This window comes from Streptomyces sp. NPDC090127, assembly GCF_044746945.1.
GTDB lineage: Bacteria > Actinomycetota > Actinomycetes > Streptomycetales > Streptomycetaceae > Streptomyces.
In genome coordinates this window covers 224270-242977 of sequence record NZ_JBIVDE010000004.1, presented here as the reverse complement: position 1 = coordinate 242977, position 18708 = coordinate 224270, and the positions used below count along the sequence as shown (strand labels likewise).

Here is an 18708-nt window from a genome sequence, read left to right as displayed (position 1 = left end):
CCCGGCCGGCCGCGGGCCGGGCACGACGGTGTCCATGACCTCCCGGCCCTGCCGCCGGAGGTCCCGGTCGGGCTCCTGCGCGACCGGAAGACCGCCGTCCACGCGACGGTGAACCCCGCCCTGCCCGTCCCCGTGATGCGCCGGAATGGCCGACCTGCCGGCCGAGCCGGTGGCGGAACGGGCGCGTGATCGAAACGACAGGCGCTACATCCACTCGCTGAAGCGCAGCCACCCCATCATCGCGTCCATCTCCCCCTCCGAGACCCGGTTCTTCGGCGAGGGCGCCACGGGCCTGGACGGTGCCGGCGCCCGCCCCGGGCCGAAGAGGTCCTGCCACACCCCGCGCGTGCACGTCCGCACCGCCGGGGCCAGCCGGTCCAGTTCGCGGTGGATCCCGTGGCCCGAGACCGAGACCGCGGCGATCGCCCGGCCCGCCCCGCGCAGGGGCGCGGCCACACAGGAGACGCCCCGGTAGGTCTCCTCCCGGTCGAAGGCCACGCCCCGCTCGCGGGCCGCCGCGAGCTCGGAGCGCAGCGCGACCGGGTTGACCAGGGTCCGCGGGGTGAGCGGACGCAGCCGGTGGGCCAGGACGGCGGTGAGCGCGGCCGGGTCGCCGAAGGCGAGCAGCGCCTTGCCCGCGGCCGTGGAGTGCGCGGGCATCCTGCCGCCCGTGCGGGAGGGGACCGTGGAGTCCTCCGATCCCCCGATCCGCTCCAGGCAGACGACCTCGGTGCCGTCGAGGACGTACAGCTGGACCAGGTGTCCCGTGGACTCGTGGAGCGCGTGGAGGCGGGGGAGCGCGGCCCGGCGCAGCCGGTTGTGGTGCGCGGCGAGCGCGCCCAGCTCCAGCATCCGCATGCCCATGCGGTAGTCCCGGCCCTCCCGGTCCAGCCAGCGCAACTGGACCAGCTGGTCGAGGATGCGGTGCGCCGAGGAGCGCGGGATGCCGGAGCGGCGGATCACCTCGGTGAGCGAGAGCCTCGGCTCGGGCCCCTCGAAGGCCGCGAGCACCCGGGCGGCCTTCTCGAGCAGCGAGGGCGCAGGAGTCGGTACGCCGACGAGCTCAGCGGTCATGGACGTCTCCCGTGGTTCCGTGACGGTGCGCCGACCCTGCCACGCGGTGCGCGCCCGGGGGAAGACAGCTGCATCGACTATTTCTAATAGGTATATACGGGGTGGCTGTTGGGCTGCCCGTAACCCCTCGGTCATCCACGGCTGCGAAGCTCCCCCGGAAACAGAGTTGTCTGTACAACATGGAGTGCCCATGGTGTCCCTCGCCACCGCGCCGCCGTTCTGGCTGCGCGACAACTGCCCCTGCGCGGACTGCCGCGACCCCCGCAACGGCCAGAAGCTGTTCCAGATCACCGAGCTCCCCGCCGCGCTCGCCGTCGACGCCGTCCACGACACCCGCACCCCCGACGGCGCCCCCGCCCGCGAGGTCGTCTGGGCCCCCGACGGCCACCGCTCCGTCTACGCCGAGAGCTGGCTGGGCGCCCACCTCCCCGGCGCGGCCGCCGTACCCGGGGACGGCCGTACCGAGGACGACAAGGAGCTGTGGGCCGCCCACCGCTTCGACGACGGGCTCCCCGAGGCCGACTGGGACGCGTACACCGCCGACCCGGCCGTCCGCGCCACCGCCCTCGACGCCGTCCTGCGCCTCGGCTTCGTCCTGCTGCGCGGAGTCCCCGTGCGCGACCGCCAGGTCCTCGACGTGGCCCGCACCTTCGGCTTCGTCCGCGAGACCAACTACGGCGAGCTCTTCGAGGTCCGTGTCGAGGCCGACCCCAACAACCTCGCGTTCACCGGCGCGCGGATCACCCCGCACACCGACAACCCCTACCGCGACCCGGTCCCCACCCTCCAGCTCCTGCACTGCCTCACCAACGCGGCCCAGGGCGGCGACTCCGGCCTCGTCGACGGCTTCCACGCCGCCGCGCTGCTGCGCGCCGAGGACCCGGAGGCGTACGAGATCCTCACCCGGGTCCCCGTCCCCTTCGCCTTCGCCGACGAGCGCACCGAACTCCGCGCCCACCGACCCCTGATCGGCACCGACCCGACCGGCAGGCTCCGAGAGATCCGCTTCAACAACCGCTCCATCGGCACCCTGAGCCTGCCCACCGACGTGCTCGGCGCCTTCTACGCGGCGTACCGGCGCTTCGGCGAGCTGCTCCTGCGGCCCGCGCTCCAGCTGGACTTCCGGCTGGCCCCCGGCGACTGCCTGATCTTCGACAACACCCGTCTGCTGCACGCCCGTACGGCCTTCGCCGAGTCCGGCGACCGCCACCTCCAGGGCGCGTACGCCGACATCGACGGACTGGCCTCCACCCTGGCCGTCCTGCGCCGAGAGGAGAGCACCCAGTGAACCCCGTGGCCCCCACGGACCCCCTCGACACCCTCGCCGGACTCTTCGAGGGAGAGGGCAGCGCCGAGTACTTCGGCGAGGCCGTCACCCAGGCCGAGCACATGCTCCAGGCCGGCGCGCTCGCCGAGGCCGCCGGTGCCCCCGCCCACCTGGTCGCCGCCGCGCTGCTGCACGACGTCGGCCACTTCCAGGGCGCCGTCACCGGCCGCGACCTGATGGAGAACGGCACCGACAACCGGCACAGCCACACCGGGGCCGACTGGCTCGACCAGTGGTTCGGGCCCGAGGTCACCGAGCCCGTACGGCTGCACGTCGCCGCCAAGCGTTACCTCTGCGCCGTCGAACCCGGCTACTTCGCCCTTCTCTCCGAGGCCTCGGTCCACACCCTGGCCGTCCAGGGCGGGCCGATGACCGACGAGCAGGCGCGGGCGTTCGAGACCCACCCGGGCGCGGCCGACGCCGTCGCCGTACGGCGCTGGGACGAGCAGGCGAAGGACCCGGAGCTGCCGACGCCCGGCTTCGAGCACTTCCGGCCGCTGCTGGCCGACCTGCTCCGCCCGGAGGCGGCCGGCCGACCGGTCTGAGAAAGACCCCCGTACACGGCTGAACCCGGGGCACCCGGCCCCGGGTTCAGCCCATGTCACACCGCGAAGGCGCCTCACATGCCCAGTCTGCGGCCCAGCGCGCTCGTCGCCGTCGAGCTCTGCATCGTGAACGCCACCGTCCCCGGCAGATAGCGGTCCTGCGACCACTCCACCGGCGTCCCCGCGGGGTCCGTGGAGTGCCGCCGCTCCCGCAGCAGCGACGCGCCCACCCGGCAGCCGAGCAGCTCCGCGTCGTCGGCGTCGGCCGGCACCAGGTCGATGGTGTGTCGCGCGTCTGCGAACAGCACACCGTGCAGCGCCAGTTGCTCCGAGTGGGAGACCGTGTCCAGCGGCATCCGCGCCACCAGCTCCCCGATCCGCTCCGGATACGTCGTCCGCTCCACCATCACCGGCGCGCCCGCCAACGTCCGCAGCCGACGCACCCGGTAGACCGGCGATCCCTCCGCGACGCGCAGCTTCTCCGCCTCCTCGGCGTCCGCCGGGACCCGGTCGACGGCCACGATCCGGCCGCCCGGCTCCTCGCCGAGGGAGCGCGCCCAGCGCGTGAACGAGCGCAGCTCGCCGAAGCTGTGCAGCCGCGGACCGCCGAGCACCACCCGACGCGAACCGCGCCGCGAGGTGATCAGGCCGTCGGTGCGCAGCGCGGCCAGCGCCTGCCGGACCGTCCCCCGGGACACCCCGTAGCGGCGGGCCAGTTCGTCCTCCGCCGGAAGCTTCGCCCCCGAACCGTACTCACCCGCCGTGATGGCGGTCCGCAGATCCGCGGCGACCTTCAGATACAGCGGCGTCCTGCCCCGTTCCTCGCTCACAGCCCCACCCTGTCATGCACGCATCTCACCCGACCAGGGAGTTCAGCAGCTCGGGATCCACGTCGGTCAAGGAGTCCGCCAGCGTGACGCCTTCGGTTCCGGCGAAGTCCACCAGCGGTTCCGTCGACGGCACCGCGAGCACCCGGCAGCCGGCGGCGACGGCCGAGGTGACCCCGGTCGGACTGTCCTCCACCGCCACGCACCGTGCGGGCTCGGCGCCCAGGGCCACGGCCGCCGCCAGGTACGGATCGGGCTCGGGCTTGGTCCGTACGGTGTCCTCGGCGCCGAACAGCGCGTCGAACCGGTGGCCGTCCAGGGTGCTCGCCACCTGGGCGACGACCGCCCGGGGCGAGGCCGAGACCAGCGCCGTCGGCACCCGGCTCGCGCGGAGCGCGGCGAGCAACCGCAGCGCGCCCGGACGAGGCGCGGCCGCCACCGCGAGCCGGGCGGCGAAGTCCGCGCCCAGCTCGGCGGCGAGCTCCTCGGCCGGAGCGTCCAGATAGGCGTGCAGCAGCCCGGCGGTGTCCTCGACCGACCGGCCCGTCACCGCCGTACGGCGCTCCGCGTCCAGGGCCCGCCCTCGGCGCGCGGCCGCCGACTCGACGACGTCGAGCCAGACGCCCTCGGTGTCGACGAGCGTGCCGTCCATGTCGAAGAGGACCGCCTGCAACCGGTTGGCGCTCACACCGCACCGCCCGTCGGGGCGGCGGCGAGCAGCACGGGCCGCTGCCGGGGGCGCACGGAGACGGCCGTGCCCGGGGTCAGACCGGCCGCCGCGTGGGTGGAGACGTCCGCCTTGACGTCCGTACCGTCGGGCAGGGCGATCCGCAGCCGGGTCGTCGGACCGTGGAAGGAGACGCCGGTGACACGGGCGGGGCCGTCCGTGGTGACCTCCAGGGCCTCCGGGCGCAGCAGCACCGTCACGTCCCCGGAGCGCCCGTCCGGTTCCTGGACCGGCAGGGTCACGCCGAGCGCCTCGACCCGGCCGCCACCGTCGACGGCCCGGCCCGGTACGCGGTTCATGGTCCCGATGAACTCGGCGACGAAGTCCGTCGCGGGACACTCGTACAACTCCGTCGGAGTGGCGCACTGTTCCAGCCGTCCGCCGTTCATCACCGCGACCCGGTCGGCCATCGACAGCGCCTCCTCCTGGTCGTGCGTGACGAAGACGGTGGTGATGCCCAGCTCCAGCTGGAGCCGGCGGATCTCCTCCCGCAGCGTCACCCGCACCCGGGCGTCGAGCGCCGACAGCGGCTCGTCGAGCAGCAGCAGCCGGGGCCGCAGGGCGAGCGCGCGGGCCAGCGCGACCCGCTGCTGCTGACCGCCGGAGAGCTGGTGCGGGAAGCGGTCGCCGTAACCGGCGAGCCCCACCAGGTCGAGCAGCTCGGCGGCGCGGGCGCGCCGCTCGGCGCCGCGCACCTTGCGCATCCTCAGTCCGAAGGCCACGTTGTCGGCGGCCGTCAGGTGAGGGAAGAGGCTGTACGACTGGAACACCATCGCCGTGTCCCGGCGGTTGGCGGGCACCGGCACGATGTCCTCGCCGTCGAGCAGCACCTGGCCCTCGTCGGGGCGCTCGAAACCGGCCAGCACGCGCAGCGCGGTGGTCTTGCCGCAGCCGGACGGGCCGAGCAGGGCGAGGAATTCGCCGGGCGCGACGTCGAGGTCGAGGCCGTCGAGGGCCACGGCGGAGCCGAAGGACCGGCGCAGACCGCGCAGGCGGAGGGCGGCGCCGGTGCGGGTGGAGGCGCGGGTGCCGGTGTCGGTGCCGGTGTCGGACACGGCCAGGTTCGCGTTCTCGGTCACGGTCATCGGGAGGTCTTTCCTGGGGAAGCCGCGAGGGCTTCGGACGTAGGGGACGTGGACGGGCGGGACGTACGAGAAGGACGGGAGGCGCGGGGCCCACGGGCGGCGCGCGGTGCGCGGCGGCGGCGGTTGCCCACGGTGGTCAGCGCCAGCAGCAGCACCCAGGTCAGCAGCAGGCTGAGCAGCGACACCGCCACCGAGAGCCGGGCGTCGGAGCCGGACGCCTGCACGATCCACACGGCGAAGGGCTGGAAGCCCAGCAGCGAGGCGACCGTGAACTCGCCGAGCACCAGCGCCAGCGTCAGGAACGAGCCGTTCAGGAGCGCGCCGCGCAGATTGGGCAGCACGGCCGAGACCAGCGCGCGCGGCCAGGACGCCCCGCAGTCACGGGCGGCCTCCACCAGCGTGCGGACGTCGACGGAACGCAGCCCCGCGTCGAGCGCCCGGTAGACGAAGGGCAGCGCCATCACCGCGTACGCGAGGACCAGGACGACGGGGAAGTCCGGGTTCTGCACGGCCACGAAGGTCTGGTAGAGCGGGGTCGTGGACAGCTTCTCCGGACCCCAGCGCAGCACGGTCCCGAGCCCGGCGGTCAGCGCCACCGGCGGCACCACCAGCGGCAGCGTGCACACGATCTCCAGGACCGGCCGCAGCCGGGGCGCGGAGAGCCGGGCCGCGACCGCCGCCGGGACGGTGACCAGCAGGACGAGCGCGACGGTCGCCGCCGCGAGCCCGAGCGACAGCAGCAGGCTGCCGGTGAAGCCGGGCGCGGCGAAGATCCGCGTGTACGAGGAGAGGGTGAGCCCCTGCCCGGGGACGTCCAGGGTGAAGACGGCGGACGCGAGCAGCGGGACCAGGAAGTAGACCCCCGCGACCAGGAGGACGACGGGACGTCCAAGGGCGTGTTTCGAAAGTCCCGTCTGGCCGGGGGCGTCTGGCACGCGCTCCCCCGTAGCCCTTCGGGCACGGGAGGGGCCCCCACGCCGCGTTGTCGGTCGTCGGCGCAGCCCGCTGCGCTCTCCTCCCTCCGCCTTGCGATCGCACGCACCGGACGCCCCCGGCCCCGCCCTCCGGGCGGACGACGCTACTGTCGAAACACGCCCTAGGCGAGCCATCGGGTGCTCCTTCGCTGGAGGGGGAGGTGGACGGCCATCACGAGCGCCGCGACCACGACCATGTCGAGGCTCAGCGCGAGCGCGACGTTCTCCTGGCCGACCAGGACGTTGCCGGAGAGCGCGTCCGCGATCTGCAGGGTGACCAGCGGCACGGAGCTGCCGACCATCGCCGCCGCCGTCGCGTACGCGGCGAACGCGCTGCCGAAGAGCAGCACGAAACCGCCGAGGAGCGACGGCAGCAGGACGGGGATGCCGACGTGGCGCCAGTACTGCCAGGCCGTCGCGCCGTTGTCGTGCGCCGCCTCGCGCCACTGCACGCGCAGTCCGTCGAGCGCGGGCGCCACGGTCAGCACCATCAGCGGCACCAGGAAGTACAGGTAGGTCAGGGCGAGGCCCCAGAACCCGTACAGCGACCAGCCGTGGTCGTCCAGACCGAGCCCGGTGGTGAGCACGCCCGCGTTGCCGAGGGTGGCGACGAAGGCGAAGGCGAGCGGGACGCCGCCGAAGTTGGCGAGGACGCCGGAGGCGGTGAGGACGGCCTCGCGCAGCGCCCGGCCGCGCGAGGAGACCACGGCCTGGGCGAGCAGCAGCCCGAAGACCGTGCCGGCGGCGGCGGTGAGCGCGGAGAGCTTGAGGCTGCCGAGCAGGGCGGTGGCGTACGCGCCGTCCACGGACCGCGACAGGTTGTCGAGGCCGTACCCGCCGTCGGCGACCGTGAAGGCGCCGTCGGCCATGGCGAGCGCGGGCAGCCCGAAGGCGAGCGCGACGAGGAGCAGCAGCGGCAGCGCGGCGAGCGGGCCGAGCGCCCGCCGCTTCGGGGTGCGGGCGCGGGCGCGGGTGCCCCGGGTGGCGGCGGGTGCGGGGGCCGGGGCGGGTGTGGGACCCGCCGGACGCGCCGGCCCTGCCAGCCCCGCCGGACCCGCCGGGGCGGCCGGACCCGCCAGTCCCGCCGGCCCTGCCGGCCCCGCCGGACCCGCCGGGGCGGCCGGGCGCGTGGGGGGCGCGCCGGCGGTCCCGGGCGGGGTGGGGGAGGAGTGCGGAGTCATCGAGGCGTCACCCGGAGACGGCCGCGGCCCAGCCCTGCGCGAGGGTCTCCTTGGCCTTGGCGGTCTGCGGCTCGGTGGGGAACGTCGGAGTGCCCGCCACCTTCGGCAGCGCGGCGGCGGCCGTCTTGTCGAGGGTGCCGTCGGCCTCCATGGCCGGCATCAGGACGGGCCGGGCGTGACCCTTGAGCCACAGGTTCTGGCCCTCGGCGCTGTAGAGGTACTCCTGCCACAGCCGGGCGGCCGCCGGGTGCGGGGCGTCCTTGTTGATCGCCTGCGAGTAGAACTGCGCGTAGACGCCGTCCGTGGGCACGGCGACCTTCCAGTCGATGCCCTTGGACGCGAACTGCTCGGCGTAGCCGGAGTTCAGGTAGTCCCAGTCGATGGAGATGGGCGTCTCGCCCTTCTCGATCGTGGCGGGGGTCGACTCGACCGGGTTGTAGTTGCCGTTCTTCTTCAGCTTGCCGAAGAAGTCGATGCCCGGCTTGATGTCGTCGAACGAGCCGCCGTTGGCGAGGGCCGCCGCGTAGACGCCGCCGAAGGCAGAGCCCGACTTGGTCGGGTTGCCGTTGAGCGCGACCTTGCCCTTGTACTCGGGCTTGAGCAGGTCGGCGAAGGTCTGCGGGCAGACCGTGACGCGCTTGGCGTCGCAGCCGATGGAGACGTAGCCGCCGTAGTCGTTGAACCAGCGGCCCTGCGGGTCGGCCTGCGTCGCGGGGATCTTGTCGAAGGCCGCGACCTTGTACGGCGCGGTCAGGCCCTGCTCGCCGGCGGCCTGCGCGAAGGAGGCGCCCAGGTCGAGCACGTCGGGGGCGCGGTCCTGGCCCTTGCGGGACTTCACCGCGTTGATCTCGTCCTGACTGGAGCCGTCCGGGTTCTCGACGTTCACCGTGATGCCGTACTTCGCGGTGAAGCCGTCGATGATCGCGCCGTAGTTCGCCCAGTCACGCGGGATGGCGATCGCGTTGAGCGTGCCCTCCTTCTTCGCGGCGGCGATCAGGGCCTCCATGCCACCGGCTTCGACGGCGGAGGTCGCGGTGGCGAGGTTCTTCCCGTCGGCGCCGACGGCGCCCTTCGTGGGGGCGGCGCCACAGGCGGTGAGCGTCAGGGCGGTGAGACCGAGGGCGCCGAGCAGGACAGCGGCGCGGGCAGGGGAGGTCACGCGTACTCCATGAGGGAAGGGGAGCGGGGCCAAGATGTATGAACAACTGTTGTCCATACAACTCCTGCATTACGGGGGGTCGCGGTGACCCGTCGGTGAACACGAGACGAAGGGCGCCCAGCGATTCCCCGGCGGAACGGCTCCCCCGCCAGCCGGGCGGGCGCGGCGGGCGGAGGGGCCCCGTTCCCGCTCAGCGGGAACCTCCTATGCCGTTCCGGAACACCCCCGTCGTACGGTGCCGCCACTCCCGATTCCCTCCGAGAGAGGACACGCGATGAGCGACGCCACCGGAGCCGTCCTCGAGGCCGTCCGCGCCCTCGCCCCCGCCCTGCGCGAGCGGGCCGCCGACGCCGAGGCCGCCCGCAAGGTCCCCGAGGACTCCGTCAAGGAGCTCGCCGCGACCGGATTCTTCAGGCTCCTCCAGCCCCGCGCGTACGGCGGCCTCGCCGCCGACCCCGTCGCCTTCTACACGGCCGTCAAGGAGATCGCGAAGGCCTGCGGCTCCACCGGCTGGGTCGCCTCGGTCGTCGGCGTCCACCCCTGGCACGTCGCCCTGTACGAGCGAGCGGCCCAGGAGGAGGTGTGGGGCGCCGACCCCGACACCCGGATCTGCTCCTCGTACGCCCCCACCGGCAAGGTCACCCCCGTCGACGGAGGCTTCACCCTCAGCGGCCGCTGGCACTTCTCCTCCGGCTGCGACCACACCGACTGGGCCCTCCTCGGCGGTCTCGTCACCGACGCCGACGGCCGCCCCGTCGACATGCGCACCTTCCTCGTCCCGCGCACCGCGTACCGCGTCGACGAGGTCTGGGACACCGTCGGCCTGCGCGGCTCCGGTTCCAACGACGTCGTCTGCGAGGACGTCTTCGTCCCCGACCACCGCGCGCTCAGCTTCGGCCCGGTCACCGCGCTCGACGCGCCGGGGCTCGCCGCCAACCCCGAGCCGCTCTACCGGCTTCCGTACGCCGCCGTCTTCACCACCACCATCTCCACCCCGATCGTCGGCATCGCCGAGGGCGCGTACGAGGGCCATCTCGCCGCCACCCGCGAGCGGTTCCGCGTCTCGTACGGCCAGCAGGTCGCCGAGGACCCCTTCGCCCAGGTCCGCATCGCCCGCGCCGCCGCAGACATCGACGCCTCCTGGCTCCAGCTCACCCGCAACATGGCCGAACTGTACGAACGGGCCCGCGCCGGTGAGCCGTTGCCGCTGGAGCTGCGCGCCCGTGCCCGCCGCGACCAGGTCCTGGCCACCGAACGGGCCGTCGCAGCCGTCGACCTGCTCATGGAGAACGCGGGCGGCAGCGCGATGCGCACCGGCGCCGACCGCGTGCAGCGAGCCTGGCGCGACGTCCACACCGGGCGCGGCCACGCCGCCAACGACCCCGAGCGGGCGCTCGTCCTCTACGGCCAGGCCGCCCTCGGCCTCGACATCCAGGACACGATGCTGTGACCGCCGCCGCGACCACCCTGACGTACGAGTCGACCTCCCGGACCGCGAAGGCGGGCGCCCTCACCCTCCACTACCACGAGGCGGGCCCCGCCGACGTGCGAGCCGACGCGTCCGCCGACGTGCGAGCCGACGCGTCCGCCGACGCGCGAGCCGACGCGTCCGCCGTGATCATGCTTCACGGCGGCGGGCCCGGAGCCTCCGCCTGGTCCAACTTCGGCGCCAACCTGCCCGTCTTCGCCGGCCACTTCCGCACGCTCCTGATCGACCAGCCCTGCTTCGGCCGCTCCGACAAGACCGCCCCGGACCGCGACTACTTCTCCTTCAGCGCCCGCGCCGTCGCCGCCCTGATGGACGAAATCGGCCTGGAGAAGGCCCACTTCATCGGCAACTCGCTCGGCGGCGGCACCGCCACCCGGCTCGCGATCGACCACCCGGACAAGGTCGGCCGACTGCTCCTCATGGGGCCAGGCGGGATCTCCGTCAACCTCTTCTCGCCCGACCCGACCGAGGGCATCAAGCGCCTCTTCGCCTTCAACGCCTCGCCCGCCCCCAGCCGCGAGCAGATGCGGGACTTCCTGCTCACCATGGCGTACGACCCGGCGATCGTCACCGACGCCTTCGTCGAGGAGCGGTACGTCCAGGCGACCGACCCCGAGGCGCGGCTCGGCGCCGCCCGGATGGGGGCGGCGTTCGCCACCTGGCCGCAGGAGTCGCAGCTCTGGCGCGAGGGCCACCGCGTCACCCAGCCCACCCTGCTGACCTGGGGCCGCGAGGACCGCACCAACCCGCTCGACGGCGCGCTCGTCGCCCTGCGGACCATCCCGGACGCCCGGCTGCACGTCTTCCCGCACTGCGGGCACTGGGCGCAGGTCGAACGGTTCGACGAGTTCAACCGCCTGGCTCTCGACTTCTTCTCGCACTAGCCCCGCCCTGACGGGCGACAGGCGCCTGCTTCTCGGACATCAGGCTCCGGCTTCTCGGACCCGAATTTCCGGCTTCCTCCGATGCCAGGCCGCCGCATGCCTCGGCGCCGGGAGCCGCTGCCGTCAGCGGCGGGCCACCGCCACCGTCTCCGGCGGCTTCCTCCGACACAGGCCGCCGCTTCCTCCGGCGCGAGGCCGTCGCTTCCTCCGGCGCGAGGCCGTCGCTTTCTCCGCGCCAGGCCGCCGCCTTCCTCGGTGGCCGTCCGCCGCCCACCACCTCCCGCGTAAGGACCCCGCATGGACATCCGATCCCTCGGCTACCTCCGCATCGAGACGACCTCCCTCGCCGACTGGCGCGCCTACGCCCTCGACATCCTCGGCATGGCCGAGGCCCAGGACTCCACCGACACCGTCCTGCACACCCGGATCGACGACCGGATCCGCCGCCTCAGCTTCGTCGCCGGGACCGCCGACCGGCTGCTCGCCGCCGGCTTCGAGCTGCCGAACGCCCGCGCCCTCACCGAGGCGGCCGAGGAGCTCGAAGCGGCCGGCTTCCCGGTCAAGCACGCCGACGCGGACACGCTCGCCGAACGCCGCGTCCAGGGCCTGATCCACGTCGACGACCCGGCCGGGAACCCCCTGGAGCTGTACTGGGGCCAGGCCCAGGACCACAGCCCGCTGTCCGCCCGTCACGGCAACCGCTTCGTCACCGCCGCCCCCTCCGGCCAGGACCTCGGCCTCGGCCATGTCGTCCTGCCCGCCCCGAACATGGACGAGACCGTCACCTTCTACGAGCACCTGCTCGGCTTCCAGCTCCGTGACCGGATGCAGCTCCCGCCGGCCGCCGTCCCCAGCGGCGAACCCGGCCACGACCGCTACTGGATGAACTTCCTCAGCCCCAACGCCCGCCACCACAGCCTCGGTCTCTACCCGGGCGCGCTGCCGCCCGGAATCGTCCACTTCATGGTCGAGGCCGACTCGCTCGACGCCGTCGGCTACTGCCTCGACCGGATGAACGCGGCCGGCATCCCCATCGCCTCCACCCTCGGCCGCCACTCCAACGACCGCATGGTCTCCTTCTACGCCCAGGCGCCCGGCGCCTTCCAGGTCGAGTACGGCTGGGACGGACTCCTCGTCGACCCGGCGACCTGGACCGCGAAGGAGATCACCTCCGACAGCCTCTGGGGGCACCGGTGGAACGGCTGATGAGGGAGGTCCTCGGCCACTTCGCGAGCGGCATCACGGTCGTCGCCGCCCTCGACGGGGAGGGCCGCCCCGCCGGCCTCGCCGTGCAGTCCTTCGCCTCCCTCTCCCTCGACCCGCCGCTCGTGCTGCTCTGTGTGGCCCGAACCTCCACCAGCTGGCCCGCGGTCAGGGCGGCCGGGCACTTCGGGATCTCCATCCTCGCCGCGGACCAGCGCGAGGTCTGCGCGGCCCTCGGCCGCCGCGGGCCCGACAAGTTCGCCGGCGTCGACTGGACCGTGAGCGAGGAGGGCGCCGTCCACATCGAGGGCGCGCTCGCCACCCTCCACTGCGCGGTCCACGCCGTCCACGACGCCGGCGACCACCACGTCGTCACCGCCCGGGTCCTGGCCCTGGACGCCCGCGACGACGGCGCACCGCTCCTCTACTACCGCAGCGACTACGCGACCGGAGTGTTCACATGACCGCGCAGACCGGTCCGACCGGGCAGCCCACGCAGACCGGTCCGACCAGGCGGCTCACGCAGCCCACGCCGACCGGGCAGCCCACGCCGGCCGCGCAGTTCGCGCAGTTCGCGCAGTTCGCGCAGTCCGCGCAGTCCGCGCACTCCACGCACCCCGCGTCGACGCCCGCCTACGACGTCGTGGTCGTCGGCTCCGGCGCCGCCGGCTTCGCCGCCGCGATCACGGCCCGGCTGCGCGGCCTGACCACCCTCGTCGTCGAGAAGACCGACCGTTACGGCGGCTCCACCGCGCTGTCCGGCGGCGCGATCTGGGTCCCGGGCAACCACCACCTCGACGCGGCCGGCCTCGGCGACACGTACGAGAAGGCCCGCGCCTACCTCGACGCGACCGTCGGCGACCGGGTCCCGGACGCCCGCAAGGACGCCTACCTCGCCCACGGGCCGCGCATGGTACGGGAGTTCCACGACCGCACCCATGTCCGTTTCATGTACACCCCCGGGTACGCCGACTACTTCCCGGAGGCCCTCGGCGGCATGGCGCAGGGCCGCTCGATCGAGCCGAGGATCGTGGACCTCAAGCGGCTCGGACCGCTCGCGGCGACCATGCGGCGGGCCGGCCTACCCACGTACGGGCTGACCATGACCTCGTACGACTTCCGCCACCTCAACATGGTCGCCCGCACCTGGGCCGGGCGGCGCGCCTCGCTCCGGGTCGGCGCGCGGGCCGTCGGCGCCCTGCTCACCCGCCGCACCCTCCTCTCCCTCGGCGAGGCGCTGATCGCCCGGATGCGGCTCTCGCTGCACGAACTGGGCGGCGAGCTCTGGCTGAACGCGCCGCTCTCCGGACTCCTCGTCGAGGACGGCCGGGTGGCCGGGGTGGAGTTGGCCGACGGGCGGACCGTACGGGCCGGGGGCGGCGTCGTGCTCGCCTCGGGCGGCTTCTCGCACGACCAGGCGCTGCGCGAGAAGCACCTCCCGGCGCCCACCTCGACGGCCTGGACACACGCGTCGGAGGGCCAGACCGGCGACGCGCTGCGGATCGGCGAGGAACTGGGCGCGGCGACCGACCTGCTCGACAAGGTGTGGGGCGCGCCGTCCGTCTGCCCGCCGGGGGAGAGACCGTTCTTCCTCGTCGCCGACCGGGGCATCCCGGGGATGGTGATCGTGAACGCGGCGGGGGAGCGGTACGCCGACGAGGCGGCGCCGTACCACCACTTCGTGGACCGGATGTACGCCTGCGACCGGCCGGAGGCGACGACGGTCCCGTCCTGGCTCGTCCTCGACGCCCGCTCCAAGGCGCGGTACCTCTTCGCCGGCCTGTTCCCGGGGCAGCCCTTCCCTCGGCGGTGGGACGGCTTCGTGCGGCGGGCCGGGACGGTGGAGGAGCTGGCGCGCCGGATCGGGGCCCCGGCCCTGAAGACCACGATCGCCCGCTTCAACGGCTTCGCGGCGAACGGACGCGACGAGGACTTCGGGCGCGGGGACTCCGTCTACGACCGCTACTACGGCGACCCGACGCTGCCGAACCCGAACCTGGCGCCGCTGGAGAAGGGCCCTTTCTACGCCGTCCCCGTGCACCCCGGCGACATCGGAACCAAGGGCGGCCTGGTCACCGACGGGGACGGCCGGGTGCTGCGCGAGGACGGCGGCGTCGTGGTGGGTCTGTACGCGGCCGGGAACTGCTCGGCGGCGGTGATGGGGGAGACCTATCCCGGTCCGGGCGCGACGATCGGGCCCGCCATGGCGTTCGCGTGGGCGGCCGTCAACGACATCGCGGGCTCGTCCACTCCAGGCGGGTCCTGACCCGGGGGTCCCGGATGTACTCGACGGCGGCGAGCGCGGTGTCGCGGGCGGTGCTCTCCGGGTCCCCGTCGGCGAGGATGCCCGCCAGCACCTCGACGGCGCGCGGGTCCTGACGCATGGCCAGTCCGCGCGCCGCCTCGGCCACGGTGTCCTCGTCCTCGTCGGCGAGCCGCGCCGCGAGCGCCTCCCGCAGGACGGGGGTGTCCTCGGGCACCTCCGCGAGCGCGAGCGTCGCCCAGTCCCGTACGCCGTGGTCGTGGTCCCGGCTCAGCGCGACCAGCGTCGCCACGGCCACCGGGTCCCCGGCGGGCACGGGCCCGGTCAGCGCGGACCCCAGGGCGCGGCGCACCTCGATGTCGGGGTGGGCGGCGAGTCCCAGCAACTCGGGCAGCGCCTGCGGATCTCCGTACCGACCGAGCGCGACGACGACGGAGAGGGCGGGCTCGCGCGCGGTCGACCGGGCCATCTCCGCCGCCATGCGGCACAGCACCGGAAGGCCCTGGCGCGCGAAGCGGTCGAGGGCGCCGAGGACGCGTGCGCCGAGGGCGCGGCGCGTCGGGTCGCCGGACCGGCACCAGGCGGACGCGACCCGGAAGGTCTCCTCGTCGTCGCGGGCGCCCAGCGCCCGCACCGCCTCCTTCCAGTCGTCCAGCTCCGGATCCGCGCAGCGCAGCGCCCGGGTGGCGAGCTCCTCGGGTGGCACCCGGACGCCCAGCGCACCCTCCAGGAGGGTGGCGATGGCCGCGTGCCCGGTCTGCTGCTCGTTGCCGCGGCTCGGCGCACCGTCCGTCCGCAGCACGTCGACGACGACGGTCACCCCACCGTCCTCACGCACCCGCCGCACGACGGTCTCGGCCCCAGCCGCCCCCTTTGAACCGAAAGAGACTCCGGTGCCGGAGCCCGTGCCGAAGCCGGCTCGCGCACCGGAGCCGTTGTCGGCTCCCGTGCCCGTGCCCGTGCCCGTGCCCGTGCCCGTGCCCGTGCCGGGACCTGTACCGGCAATGGCCGCCCACGGCCCCGCCCCGGTGCCGGAGCCCGTGCCGGTGCCGGAGCCCGTGCCGGATCCTGTGCCTGTGCCGGAGCCCGTGCCGGATCCGGTGCCGGTGCCGGAGCCCCTGCCGGCCCACGACCCCGCCCCGGCTCCGGACCCTGCCCCCGCCTCCGCGACCGCCTCCGCCTCCGCGACCGCCACCGCCCCTGCCTCGCTCCCCATCCCGGTCTCCGTGCTCGCCGCCAGGAGCCCGCGGCGGAGTTCCTCCGCGATGTCCACGCCGATCCAGCGCCGCGCCTCGCGCAGCGCGTCCTCCGCCGGGCCCGCGCCGAACTCCAGGAGTGCCCGCACGCTCGGGGTCGAGCCGCGCCGCGCAGCCGCCACCAGCGGCGGCAGCCCGTCCGGGCCCGGACGGCTCGGCGCGGCGCCGTGTTCGAGCAGGATCCGTACCGTCTCCGCGTGCCCGAGCCGGACCGCCCAGTCCAGGGCCGTGAACCCGTACGCCTCCGCCTGGTTCGCCGCCGCCCCGGCGGCCAGCAGCGCCCGCACCACCTCCGCGTGCCCGCCGCAGGCCGCCCCGCACAGCGGCAGGTCCCCGGCCTCCTCGCCGCTCGCCCGCGCGGGATCCGCCCCGGCGGCCAGCAGGAGCCGGACGATCTCCGGCTCGTTCGCGACGGCTGCCCGGTACAACACGGTCTCCCCGTCCTCGTCGGCCGTCTCGGGGGAGGCCCCGGCCCGCAGGGCCCGCACCACGGCGTCGGCCCCCTCGTGCAGTGCGTCGAACAGCGTGCTCATCCAACGACCTTCACCCGCCGGGCCCGCACGGCGCAAATGGGTTGGCGCCCGCCCGCCCCGGACGCTCGGCCCCACTCGTCTGCCTCAGCCGCTCGCCCGCCCCCGGACGTCTCACCCGCCCCGCACAACCACCCCGCTCGCCCCCCTACGCGTCGCACTCCAGAACCGTCCCGCACACCCCGCACCTGGCGCGAACCCGTCGGCCCGCCGGTACCCGCAGCCGCTGTCGGCACACCGGGCACGCGAAGGAGACCCGAGCCGAGACCCCGCTCCCCTCGAAGGCGTACGGAGCGTCCGCCGCCGCCCGCCCGTAACGCCGGTCCTTGGCGTACCGGTGCCGCGCCGCCCACCCGGCCGCCGCCAGCGGGGGCCGGCGCGCGTCCCGGCCCGCCTCCTCCCGCCCCCGGGTCCACGCCTCGTACGCCCGCGCGCTGGTGAACCACGGCGAGGGGTCCTCCCCGAACACCTCCGCCCGCTTGGCCAGCACGTACCCGAACTCCTCCGGCGTCAGGTACCCCAGCTTCTGGCTCGACATCCCGTCCTCGCGGAAGGCGTCGAGCAGCAGCCAACCGGCCCCCAGATAGGCGGTCACCACATCGGTGAGGATCTCGTTGTCCCGGGTGCCGGGAAAACCGAGGTCGAGGCGGTGCAGGAGCACGTGGGTGATCTCATGGGCGAGCGCCGCCCCCACGTCCCCGCGGTGACCGCGGAAACGGTCGTTCAGCTCGACGAAGTACTCCGGACCGGCCGCCAGTTCGACGGTCGCCGCATGCGTCATCTCCCGGAAGCTCACGATCATCCGCGCCTCGGGCAGTCGCAGGTGGTGCACCAGGGCCCTGGCCACCCGCTGCGCACCGAGGTGCAGGTCCTCCTCGTCGGAGAAGGTCACGGCGGACGCGGGCACGCTCGTCGCGTACTGCCGTACCCCGTCCGCCGAGAGCCGCCGGTACAGCGCGGTGATCGCGGCCCGGACCGTGGCGAGGTGCGGAAAACCATGAACGACTCCGCCGGCCCCGTCGGCCCCGTCGACTCCGTTTCCGTCCACCACGCCGCACCCCCTTTCCCCCACTGTACGAGCCCGCGCGGCGCCGCGGCGCTGGCCGAAATCATGCCCTTGTGGCCCCCGGCGGGCGCTGTCCATAATCCGGACCAAGCCTTGACGGGCACATGCCATCAAGGCCAACCCCCCACGAAAGGCAGACACTTGAAGAAGAACACGTTCGTTCGTGCCCTGCAGAGAATCGCCGCGGCCGGCGCCGTCGTCCTCGCCGCGGTCAGCCTCCAGCCCTCCACCAACGCCTCCGCCGCGCCCGCCCCGGTCGTCGGCGGAACCCGTGCCGCCCAGGGCGAGTTCCCCTGGATGGTCCGGCTGTCCATGGGCTGTGGCGGCTCGATGCTGACCCCGCAGATCGTCCTCACCGCCGCCCACTGCGTCAGCGGCTCCGGCAACAACACCAGCATCACCGCCACCGTCGGAGTCGTGGACCTCCAGTCCAGCGCCGCCATCAAGGTCAAGTCCACCAAGGTCCTCCAGGCCCCCGGCTACAACGGCACGGGCAAGGACTGGGCCCTGATCAAGCTGGCCTCGCCGATCACCTCGGTGCCCACCCTCAAGATCGCCGACACGACCGCGTACAACAGCGGCACGTTCACCGTCGCCGGCTGGGGTGCCGCCCGCGAGGGCGGCGGGCAGCAGCGCTACCTGCTCAAGGCCACCGTCCCGTTCGTCTCCGACACCGACTGCAAGAAGGCCTACGGCAGCGACCTCGTCGCCGGCGAGGAGATCTGCGCCGGCTTCCCCCAGGGCGGCGTCGACACCTGCCAGGGTGACTCCGGAGGCCCGATGTTCCGCCGGGACAACGCCGGCGCCTGGATCCAGGTCGGCATCGTGAGCTGGGGCCAGGGCTGCGCCCGCCCGAACTACCCCGGCGTCTACACCGAGGTCTCGACCTTCGCCGCCCAGATCAAGTCCGCGGCGGCGACGCTCTAAGGACGACGCTCCAAGCACGACGCTCCAAGCACGACGCTCCAAGAGCGACCGGGAGTGGGCACGGGGGGCCGCCCGCACCCACTCCCGCACCCATCCGGCCGGATGGATGGATGGATGGATGGGCGGGCGGGGGGGGGTCGGCCGCGGCGCGGCCCCGGCCCCCCCGGCCCCCCCCCCCCACCGCCCCCCCC

17 protein-coding genes are annotated in these 18708 nt (G+C 74.2%); 8 read left to right on the top strand and 9 right to left on the bottom strand.

What is annotated here, in order from left to right; translation table 11 throughout:
- Positions 1-204: 204 nt before the first annotated feature.
- A complete protein-coding gene (locus ACIPPS_RS16665) occupies positions 205-1074 on the bottom strand; it encodes an IclR family transcriptional regulator (RefSeq protein WP_401431976.1) in 870 nt (289 codons plus the stop codon).
- A 190-nt stretch (positions 1075-1264) separates the two neighbouring features.
- On the opposite strand from ACIPPS_RS16665, the gene ACIPPS_RS16660 reads away from it, so the two are divergent.
- A complete protein-coding gene (locus ACIPPS_RS16660; RefSeq protein WP_401431973.1) occupies positions 1265-2362 on the top strand; it encodes a TauD/TfdA family dioxygenase in 1098 nt (365 codons plus the stop codon).
- Entirely contained in the window at positions 2359-2946 is a 588-nt protein-coding gene (locus ACIPPS_RS16655; RefSeq protein ID WP_401431971.1) for a phosphonate degradation HD-domain oxygenase, read from the top strand. The genes ACIPPS_RS16660 and ACIPPS_RS16655 overlap by 4 nt, the downstream gene beginning before the upstream one ends.
- A 74-nt stretch (positions 2947-3020) precedes the next feature.
- On the opposite strand, the gene ACIPPS_RS16650 is transcribed toward ACIPPS_RS16655, so the two are convergent.
- The 6 genes from ACIPPS_RS16650 to ACIPPS_RS16625 all read right to left on the bottom strand — a co-directional run bounded on the left by ACIPPS_RS16650 (position 3021) and on the right by ACIPPS_RS16625 (position 8899).
- Entirely contained in the window at positions 3021-3776 is a 756-nt protein-coding gene (locus ACIPPS_RS16650) for a GntR family transcriptional regulator (protein ID WP_401431969.1), read from the bottom strand.
- A gap of 25 nt (positions 3777-3801) precedes the next feature.
- A complete protein-coding gene (locus tag ACIPPS_RS16645; protein ID WP_401431966.1) occupies positions 3802-4461 on the bottom strand; it encodes an HAD family hydrolase in 660 nt (219 codons plus the stop codon).
- On the bottom strand, positions 4458-5585 hold the full coding sequence (locus ACIPPS_RS16640) for an ABC transporter ATP-binding protein (protein WP_401431964.1): 1128 nt from the start codon (positions 5583-5585) through the stop codon (positions 4458-4460). Before ACIPPS_RS16640 ends, ACIPPS_RS16645 begins: the two co-directional genes overlap by 4 nt.
- Positions 5582-6520, bottom strand: coding sequence for an ABC transporter permease (locus tag ACIPPS_RS16635; protein ID WP_401431962.1), 939 nt, complete (start codon positions 6518-6520; stop codon positions 5582-5584). The genes ACIPPS_RS16640 and ACIPPS_RS16635 overlap by 4 nt, the downstream gene beginning before the upstream one ends.
- 161 nt (positions 6521-6681) lie before the next feature.
- Positions 6682-7740, bottom strand: coding sequence for an ABC transporter permease (locus tag ACIPPS_RS16630; protein ID WP_401431959.1), 1059 nt, complete (start codon positions 7738-7740; stop codon positions 6682-6684).
- A gap of 7 nt (positions 7741-7747) precedes the next feature.
- Positions 7748-8899 (bottom strand): ABC transporter substrate-binding protein, encoded by a 1152-nt coding sequence (locus tag ACIPPS_RS16625; RefSeq protein WP_401431956.1) that lies wholly within the window; start codon positions 8897-8899, stop codon positions 7748-7750.
- 274 nt (positions 8900-9173) lie between these two features.
- On the opposite strand from ACIPPS_RS16625, the gene hsaA reads away from it, so the two are divergent.
- From hsaA to ACIPPS_RS16600, 5 genes are all read left to right on the top strand, one after another.
- A complete protein-coding gene (gene hsaA, locus ACIPPS_RS16620) occupies positions 9174-10349 on the top strand; it encodes a 3-hydroxy-9,10-secoandrosta-1,3,5(10)-triene-9,17-dione monooxygenase oxygenase subunit (RefSeq protein ID WP_401431953.1) in 1176 nt (391 codons plus the stop codon).
- Positions 10346-11272: a 4,5:9,10-diseco-3-hydroxy-5,9,17-trioxoandrosta-1(10),2-diene-4-oate hydrolase gene (hsaD, locus tag ACIPPS_RS16615; RefSeq protein ID WP_401431950.1), complete on the top strand. Its 927-nt coding sequence runs from the start codon at positions 10346-10348 to the stop codon at positions 11270-11272. Before hsaA ends, hsaD begins: the two co-directional genes overlap by 4 nt.
- Before the next feature lie 297 nt (positions 11273-11569).
- On the top strand, positions 11570-12478 hold the full coding sequence (locus tag ACIPPS_RS16610; RefSeq protein ID WP_401431948.1) for a VOC family protein: 909 nt from the start codon (positions 11570-11572) through the stop codon (positions 12476-12478).
- Positions 12478-12939: a flavin reductase family protein gene (locus tag ACIPPS_RS16605; protein WP_401431946.1), complete on the top strand. Its 462-nt coding sequence runs from the start codon at positions 12478-12480 to the stop codon at positions 12937-12939. Before ACIPPS_RS16610 ends, ACIPPS_RS16605 begins: the two co-directional genes overlap by 1 nt.
- A complete protein-coding gene (locus tag ACIPPS_RS16600) occupies positions 12936-14741 on the top strand; it encodes an FAD-dependent oxidoreductase (protein WP_401431943.1) in 1806 nt (601 codons plus the stop codon). Before ACIPPS_RS16605 ends, ACIPPS_RS16600 begins: the two co-directional genes overlap by 4 nt.
- Here ACIPPS_RS16600 and ACIPPS_RS16595 read toward each other — a convergent pair.
- Together ACIPPS_RS16595 and ACIPPS_RS16590 are read right to left on the bottom strand one after the other, a co-directional pair.
- Positions 14701-16527 carry an ankyrin repeat domain-containing protein gene (locus ACIPPS_RS16595; RefSeq protein ID WP_401431941.1) on the bottom strand — a complete coding sequence of 609 codons (1827 nt, stop codon included), beginning with the start codon at positions 16525-16527 and terminating at the stop codon, positions 14701-14703. The two genes, ACIPPS_RS16600 and ACIPPS_RS16595, sit on opposite strands and share 41 nt — an antisense overlap.
- A gap of 145 nt (positions 16528-16672) precedes the next feature.
- Positions 16673-17572: a hypothetical protein gene (locus ACIPPS_RS16590; protein WP_401433096.1), complete on the bottom strand. Its 900-nt coding sequence runs from the start codon at positions 17570-17572 to the stop codon at positions 16673-16675.
- A 159-nt stretch (positions 17573-17731) separates the two neighbouring features.
- Between ACIPPS_RS16590 and ACIPPS_RS16585 the strand changes: the two genes are divergently transcribed.
- Positions 17732-18517, top strand: coding sequence for a S1 family peptidase (locus tag ACIPPS_RS16585; RefSeq protein WP_401431939.1), 786 nt, complete (start codon positions 17732-17734; stop codon positions 18515-18517).
- The last annotated feature ends 191 nt before the right edge of the window (positions 18518-18708 follow it).